General features: G+C 69.3%; 4 protein-coding genes. 2 read left to right on the forward strand and 2 right to left on the reverse strand.

The annotated features are described in order from the left end of the window. Window positions 1–331 precede the first annotated feature (331 nt). Window positions 332–2,377 (forward strand): MMPL family transporter, encoded by a 2,046-nt coding sequence (locus VFG33_RS32705; RefSeq protein ID WP_325056862.1) that lies wholly within the window; start codon window positions 332–334, stop codon window positions 2,375–2,377. Between the two features lie 67 nt (window positions 2,378–2,444). Here VFG33_RS32705 and VFG33_RS32710 read toward each other — a convergent pair whose 3' ends face one another. Then, window positions 2,445–2,639 carry a DUF3046 domain-containing protein gene (locus tag VFG33_RS32710; protein WP_325056863.1) on the reverse strand — a complete coding sequence of 65 codons (195 nt, stop codon included), beginning with the start codon at window positions 2,637–2,639 and terminating at the stop codon, window positions 2,445–2,447. Then, window positions 2,636–3,988, reverse strand: a complete 1,353-nt coding sequence (locus tag VFG33_RS32715; protein ID WP_325056864.1) for an LppM family (lipo)protein — start codon at window positions 3,986–3,988, stop codon at window positions 2,636–2,638. Before VFG33_RS32715 ends, VFG33_RS32710 begins: the two co-directional genes overlap by 4 nt. Window positions 3,989–4,067: 79 nt before the next feature. Here VFG33_RS32715 and VFG33_RS32720 point away from each other — a divergent pair. Next, a partial coding sequence (locus VFG33_RS32720) for a DEAD/DEAH box helicase (protein WP_325056865.1) occupies window positions 4,068–6,761 on the forward strand: 2,694 nt, incomplete at its 3' end.

Below are 6,761 nucleotides of genomic sequence, written 5' to 3' on the forward strand. Positions count from 1 at the left end.
GAGGTTGCCGTTGGAGTCGACGGGCGAGTACGCCGATCTGAAGGATCCCGTGTGCGACCTGGTCTACCTGCCGGCCGAGGAATGGGCTGAGCGCACCGGGTGGTCCGTCTAGCGCACGGTGATCGCAGTACTACTCAAAACGCGTTGACTCGCTCAAGGTCGAACCGCCAGGCTGAAACGAGGGGGATACGTCGTCGATGACCCGGCGTATGGCGCGGGCGGACGGTCCCCCGAGGGGGCGTGATTCGGGATGGCTGGAGTGGGGCGGCTCGCGGCGTTGCCGTGCGGCAGGATTTCGAAGTGGATAGTGCTGGCACTGTGGATCGTCGCGGTGGCAGTGTCCTTCGGACCTGGGAGCAAACTGACCGGCGCTCAGGAGAACGACGCTGTCTCCTGGTTGCCGGGCAACGCGGAGTCCACCGAGGTACTGCAGACGACGGCCCAGTTCTCGTCGGGTGAAGAGAACTGGGCCGTCGTGGTCTACGAGCGACCCGGCGGGCTGACCCCGGCGGACCGCCAGGCCGTGACGAACCACGTCACGGCGTACGGGCAGCTCGAGGATGTCGACCGCGAGGTGGTCGGGCCGATCCAGTCCGAGGACGGCAAGGCGCTGCAGGTGCTCGTGCCGATCAACGCGGGGACCGGCGGCTGGGAGGTGCTCGGCGAGCGAGCCGATGACATCCGCAGAGTGGCCGCGGAGCGTCCCGACGGGCTGTCCTTCCACGTGACCGGACCCGGTGGCTTCGCTGCGGACTCGCAGGAGGCGTTCGCCGGGATCGACGGCAAGCTGCTGTACTCCGCGGCCGCCGTCGTGATCATCATCTTGCTGCTCACGTACCGCAGTCCGGTGCTGTGGTTACTGCCGCTGATCTCAGCAGGTGTCGCGCTGTTCGCTGCTCAGGCTGTCGTGTACCTACTTGCGACCAGGGCCGATCTGACGGTGAATGCACAGAGCGCAGGCATCCTTACAGTGCTCGTGTTCGGTGCAGGGACCGACTATGCCCTGCTGCTGGTCGCCCGCTACAGGGAAGAGCTCCGGCGGCATGAGGACCGCCACGAGGCCATGGCCTTCGCGCTGCATCGCTCGGGGCCGGCGATCATCGCCTCTGGTTCGACAGTGGTGGCGGGGATGCTGTGCTTGCTACTGGCATCGATGAACTCGACGCGTGGTCTCGGTCCCGTGGCAGCGGTCGGCATCGTAGTCGCCCTGCTTGCCATGCTCACCCTGCTGCCCGCTCTGCTCGTCCTGTGTGGTCGCTGGGTGTTCTGGCCGCTACGGCCGACCTACGGCTCGGACGACCACACCGAGACGAGTCTGTGGGGCCGCATCGGCCGCCGCATCGCAGTACGGCCTCGCTTGACCTGGGTGACCACCACGGTCCTGCTAGGGGCTGCCGCGCTCGGCATGTTGACGCTGGACGCGAACGGCCTGACCAACGAACAGTCCTTCACAGGTACGCCGGACTCCGTGGTCGGCGAGAAGGTCGTGGCAGCGCACTTCCCGGCCGGCGCGGGCAACCCACTCGTTGTGGTCAGCAACGCGGACCAGGCAGCAGCAGTCCGTACTGCGATGTCGTCGACCCCGGGCATCGCCTCAGTCGCCGACCCGCAAACCGCCGGTGGGTTGGCGTATCTCGAAGGCACCATGACGGATGCGGCGGACAGCCAAGGAGCCAAGGACACCGTGGACCGGGTCAGAGCCGCGGTCCACGCTGTTCCTGGCGCAGACGCGAAGGCCGGGGGCGGCACGGCGATCCTGCTGGACACACAGCGGGCGTCGAACCATGACAACAAGGTGATCATCCCGGTCGTCCTGGCCGTGGTACTGCTGATCCTGGCGCTGCTGCTCCGGTCCCTGCTCGCTCCGGTCTTGCTGGTGGCAACGGTCGTGCTGTCCTTCGGTGCGGCACTGGGGATCAGCTCGTTGGTGTTCAACTACGTGCTGGGGTTCGAGGGGGCCGACCCCTCGCTGCCACTGTTCGTGTTCGTGTTCCTCGTTGCGCTGGGCATCGACTACAACATCTTCCTGATGACCCGGGTGCATGAAGAGGCGAAGGTGCACGGGACCAGACGCGGCGCGCTGATCGGCGTCGCCGCGACCGGTGGGGTGATCACCTCGGCGGGGCTGGTGCTGGCGGGCACCTTCGCCGTACTGGCGACGATGCCGGTGGTCGCGTTCGCGGAGATCGGCATCGCGGTCGCGCTCGGGGTTCTGCTGGACACGATCGTGGTCCGGTCCGTGCTGGTGACCGCGCTCAGCCTCGACATCGGGCGGCACATCTGGTGGCCGAGCAAGCTCGCCCAGAAGCGCGACCCGGAACCGCTCGACGGCCCCGCCACCGAGCCGGAACCCCAGCGCTCACTGGCCGGCAGCTGAACCTCAGCGTTCGCTGGGCGGCAACTGAAAGAGCATCAGCGTCCGCTGGGCGGTAGGTGACGGAACTTCAGCGTTCGCTGGGCGGTAGCTGGAGGTGGGCCCAGACGGCACGCCAGACGGTCTTGGCGTGCTCGCCCTGGGCCAGCGCCTCGGCGACCGTACGGCCGCCGAGGCCGCTCACGACCTGGGTCTCGGCCCAGGTCCGTGAGTAGGCCGGCCCTAGAGCCTGGTCCATCCGGTTCCAGAATTCGGTAAGTCTCATGCCCGCCCGTCATCCTGCGGCGGCTGACCCCAGCCACCTTGCTGCGGCGAGTTGCCCTCAGGCCCCTGCTGCCCCTCGGGGTTGTCTTCAGGCGCCTGCCCTTGCGGCGGCTGCCCCTGCGGGTTGCCCTGTGGCGGCTGCCCGTGTGGCGGCTGCCCCTGGGGATGGCTGCCCTGCTGCGGCCCGCCCTGGTGCGGGGGCTGGCCCTGGTGCGGGGGCTGGCCCCAGCCGCCTTGCTGCGGTGGCTGCTGGGGGCCTTGGCCGGGCTGCCCGTACTGCGGGGGCGGCCCCTGGGGACCAGGTTGACCGTACGGGCCCTGTTGTCCCTGGCCTGGTTGACCGTAGGGACCCGGTTGCCCCTGGCCCGGCTGACCGTAGGGACCAGGGCGACCCTGCTGCGGCTGACCCGGGTACTGCCCCGGCTGCCCGTACTGCGGTGGCTGCCCCTGGGGACCGGGCTGACCGTAAGGACCCGGCTGGCCCTGCCCGTACTGACCCGGCTGACCCGGCTGACCCGGCTGACCGTACTGACCTGGTTGCCCCTGACCCGGTTGCCCCTGGCCCGGTTGGCCGTACTGACCTGGCTGGCCCTGGCCTGGCTGGCCGTACGGACCGGGCTGGCCCGGCTGGCCGGCGTACTGGGGTCCTCCCCACTGGCCGGGATGCGGCTGGCCGGGGTACGGGCCGCCGTACTGGCCCGGGTACTGCTGGGCGGTCTTCTTGCGGCCCCTGAGCACGAAGAACACCACGGCGGCGACTGCGAGCAGCAGCACCACGATGATCAGGATGATCGCCCACAGCGGGAAGCTGCTGCCGGCCTCGGACGTCAGCGAGACGTTGCCGAGCTTGTCCAGGCTGTCGTACGTCGCCGTGCGGCCGCTGACCTTGGCGCCAGCGTCGTGCTCGACGATCTTGCCCGGCATGGTGATCTTGAAGTCGACCACCGGCTGCGTGGTCGACGAGGTGTCGCCCAGGTTCATGTCCTTGATGGTGACGACGAACTTGTCGCCGTCCTTGCGGAAGCCGACGCCGTCCCCGGTCGAGCTGCCCATCTTGCTGAACGGCACGTTGTCGAACTGGCAGTTCGAGCCGACGTACTTGTCGTCCTCGAAGGCCTTGCAGGTCACGCCGTCGGTGGTCGTCTCCTTGACCCCGGCATCGACCTGCTCGCGCACCTTGTCGAGCGACTGGCCGCTACTTTCGACCAGTTGCTTGTCGACGCCGATCTGCATAGTGCCCGAGACGGTCTCGTCCGAGTTCACCTTGATGTCGGCATCGAGCTTCACGCAGCCGGTCAGACTGAGCAGACAGGCCACGGTGACGAGTGCGGTGCGCACGCGGTTCTTCATGCGGCTGATCATTCCAGAAGACGGGGACAAGGCGCCGCCCGGTGCCTGCCGACGAAAACTGTCGGTGCGACCCGGCAAGATGGGGTGCGTGCAGAGATCCACCGCGTTCAGCCGCTTCTCGCCCGCCACCCGGGCGTGGTTCGGCGACGTCTTCGAGGCGGCCACCCCGGCCCAACTGGAGGCCTGGGAGGCGATCACCGCGGGCCGGGACGCGCTGGTGGTCGCGCCGACAGGCTCGGGCAAGACGCTGGCCGCGTTCCTCTGGGCGCTGGACCGACTGGCCACCACTCCCGCGCCGGACGACCCGAAGCTGCGCTGCCGGGTGCTCTACGTCTCGCCGCTGAAGGCGCTGGCGGTCGATGTCGAGCGCAACCTGCGGGCCCCGTTGATCGGGATCCGCGAGACCGCCCGCCGGCTGGGCGAGGCGCCCGTCGACGTCGAGGTCGCGGTGCGCTCCGGGGACACCCCGGCCAATGAGCGAAGGCGGTTCGCCACTAAGCCCTCCGACGTACTGATCACCACGCCGGAATCGCTGTTCCTGCTGCTCACCTCGCAGGCGCGTGAGTCGCTGCGAGGCGTCGAGACGGTGATCGTCGACGAGGTGCACGCCGTCGCCGGCACCAAGCGCGGCGCACACCTGGCGCTCACGCTGGAGCGGCTGGACGCGCTGCTCCCCCAGCCCGCGCAACGGATCGGCCTGTCGGCGACCGTCCGGCCGGTCGAGGAGGTGGCGCGCTTCCTCGGTGGTGAGCGACCGGTCACCGTGGTCCAGCCGAAGTTCACCAAGCAGTGGGACCTCAGCGTCGTCGTGCCGGTGGAGGATATGGCCGAGCTGGCCAACACCGAGATCGAGACGTCCGGGTCGGCGGCCGGCCCGCCGCGGCATGCGTCGATCTGGCCGCACGTCGAGGAGCACGTCTTCGACCTGATCTCGGCGCACCGCTCCACCATCGTCTTCTCGAACTCGCGCCGCCTCGCCGAGCGCCTGACCGCGAGGCTGAACGAGATCGCTGCCGAGCGAGCCGAGCTGGAGCTGCCCGAGGCGGGCTCGCCGGCCCAGGTGATGGCGCAGTCGGGTGCGTCGCTGGCGGCGCCGCCGCTGATCGCCCGAGCGCACCACGGTTCGGTCAGCAAGGAGCAACGAGCCCTGATCGAGGCCGACCTGAAGTCGGGCCGGCTGCCCTGTGTGGTCGCCACCAGCAGCCTGGAGCTGGGCATCGACATGGGCGCGGTCGACCTGGTGATCCAGGTGGAGGCGCCACCGTCGGTCGCCAGCGGTCTGCAGCGGGTCGGCCGGGCCGGGCACCAGGTCGGTGCGGTCTCGCGCGGTGTGCTCTTCCCGAAGTTCCGCGGCGATCTGGTCGACACCGCGGTCGTGGTGCAGCGGATGCGCGACGGACTGATCGAGAGCCTGCACATCCCGGCCAACCCGCTGGACGTGCTGGCCCAGCAGATCGTCTCGATCGTTGCCCTCGACACCATCGACGTGGACGAGCTCTATGCCCTGGTACGCCGGTGCGCCCCGTTCGCCACCTTGCCCCGTTCGGCCTATGACGGGGTGCTCGACATGTTGTCCGGCCGGTATCCGTCGGACGAGTTCGCCGAGCTCCGGCCGCGGATCGTGTTCGACCGGGTCAGCGGCGAGATCACCGGCCGGCCGGGTGCCCAGCGACTGGCGGTGACCAGCGGCGGCACCATCCCGGACCGGGGGTTGTTCGGGGTCTTCCTGGTCGGCGAGTCCACCAACCACCGGGTCGGCGAGCTCGACGAGGAGATGGTCTACGAGTCGCGCGTCGGCGATGTGTTCACGCTGGGCGCTTCCAGCTGGCGGATCGAGGACATCACCCATGACCGGGTGCTGGTCTCTCCCGCTCCGGGTCAACCCGGGCGGCTCCCGTTCTGGAAGGGCGACGCGGTCGGGCGACCGGCCGAGCTCGGCGCGGCGACCGGCGCCTTCGTCCGGACGATGGCCTCCCTGCCGCCAGCGAAGGCGATCAAACGGGCCCGGGACGCCGGCCTGGACGAGTACGCCGCGAACAACCTCGTCTCCTATCTCACCGAGCAGCGGGAGGCCACCAGCCGGGTGCCGGACGACATCACCATCGTGGTCGAGAGGTTCCGCGACGAGCTCGGCGACTGGCGGGTCTGCATCCACTCGCCGTACGGCGGTCAGGTGCATGGACCGTGGGCGCTGGCGATCGCGGCGCGGCTGCGCGAGCGGTACGGGATGGATGCCCAGTCGGTGTCCGGCGACGACGGGATCGTCCTGCGGCTGCCGGAGACGGACGAGCCACCGCCGGGGGCCGAGCTGGTGCTGTTCGACCCGGCGGAGATCGAGGACTTGATCACGACGGAGGTCGGCGGGTCTGCCCTGTTCGCCGCACGTTTCCGCGAGTGTGCCGCGCGTGCGCTGCTCCTCCCCCGGCGCAACCCGGGCCGCCGCTCACCCTTGTGGCAGCAGCGGCAGCGCTCGGCGCAGCTGTTGAGTGTGGCCAGCAAGTATGGGTCGTTCCCGATCGTGCTGGAGACATTGCGTGAGGTGCTGCAGGACGTCTACGACATCGACGCGCTGAAGGATCTGCTGACCGGGATCAGCGAACGCCGGGTGTCCGTGGTCGAGGTCGAGACCACTGAGGCATCGCCCTTCGCGAAGTCCTTGCTGTTCGGCTACGTGGGCGCCTTCATGTACGAGGGCGATGCGCCGTTGGCCGAGAAGCGCGCGGCCGCGCTCTCCCTGGACCAGAGCCTGCTTGCCGAACTACTCGGCCGCACT

It is taken from the genome of Kribbella sp., from assembly GCF_035687465.1.
Taxonomy (GTDB): Bacteria; Actinomycetota; Actinomycetes; order Propionibacteriales; family Kribbellaceae; genus Kribbella.

Excerpts from the sequence above, each read along its gene's own strand:
- VFG33_RS32710 (WP_325056863.1), bottom strand. The coding sequence starts at position 2,639 with ATGAGACTTACCGAATTCTGGAACCGGATGGACCAGGCTCTAGGGCCG.
- VFG33_RS32715 (WP_325056864.1), bottom strand. The coding sequence starts at position 3,988 with ATGAAGAACCGCGTGCGCACCGCACTCGTCACCGTGGCCTGTCTGCTC.